The sequence below is a fragment of the Streptococcus sp. GMD4S genome, assembly GCF_000296955.1.
Genome location: NZ_AJRE01000285.1, coordinates 1 through 996, shown reverse-complemented (window position 1 = coordinate 996; position 996 = coordinate 1). Strand labels below are relative to the sequence as shown.

The window sequence follows — 996 nt, the reverse complement described above, 5'->3', positions numbered from 1 at the left end:
CACCAGCCAAATGGCTACGCAGGGATGGAAGAAAAGGTTCGCAAGTATCTCTTTAAAATTTTGATTGATTAAAAGAATCAGGAGGAGCAAACATGGCACAAAAAGGAGTAAACCTTATCAAGGCAGCATTTGATACAGATAATTTTCTCATGCGTTTCAGTGAGAAGGTCTTGGATATTGTGACAGTCAATCTTCTTTTTGTCGTCTCTTGTTTGCCCATCGTGACGATTGGAGTGGCGAAAATCAGCCTTTATGAGACCATGTTTGAGATTAAGAGAAGCAGACGGGTACCAGTCTTTAGAACTTATCTAAGAGCTTTCAAGCAAAATCTGAAACTGGGGCTTCAGTTAGGTCTGTTAGAGTTGGGCATTGTGTCATTAAGCCTTCTAGACCTCTATCTCTTCTGGGGTCAGACAGCTTTGCCTTTCCAGATTGTGAAAGCTATTTGTTTGGGGATTCTCATCTTCCTCACTCTGGTGATGCTGGCTAGTTATCCCATTGCTGCGCGCTATGATTTGTCTTGGAAAGAAGTGTTGCAAAAAGGGCTTATCCTAGCAAGTTTTAACTTTCCATGGTTCTTCCTCATGTTAGCCACTCTCTTTCTCATTGTGATGGTTCTTTATCTATCCGCCTTCACTCTCCTTTTGGGTGGGTCAGCCTTTATCCTCTTTGGTTTTGGTTTGCTAGTCTTTCTCCAAGCAGGTTTGATGGAGAAAATCTTCGCCAAATACCAGTAGGATGGCTTGTTTCTGAAACTACTTTCAATCGTTACAGTTTCTAAAATACAAGTAGAAACTAAAATCTAAGTGTATACAAGATATTGAAAGCGATTTTCACAAGGTGTATACTAAACTTGTAAAAATAGAACTGCTCTCAGCAGAAAAAAAGAAATCTTAGGAGAAAATCTATGTCAGATTTGAAAAAATACGAAGGTGTCATTCCAGCCTTCTACGCATGTTATGATGATCAAGGAGAAGTCAGTCCAGAGCGTACGCG

1 protein-coding gene and 2 pseudogenes are annotated in these 996 nt (G+C 40.3%); all 3 read left to right on the top strand.

The genetic code is table 11. The annotated features are described in order from the left end of the window. A pseudogene (locus GMD4S_RS13050) lies at nt 1-72 on the top strand (YhcH/YjgK/YiaL family protein); the annotation flags it as partial. Between the two features lie 20 nt (nt 73-92). Next, on the top strand, nt 93-737 hold the full coding sequence (locus tag GMD4S_RS09385) for a YesL family protein (protein WP_000057468.1): 645 nt from the start codon (nt 93-95) through the stop codon (nt 735-737). Nucleotides 738-907: 170 nt separating this feature from the next. Continuing rightward, nucleotides 908-996 (top strand): annotated as a pseudogene (locus tag GMD4S_RS13045) (N-acetylneuraminate lyase); the annotation flags it as partial.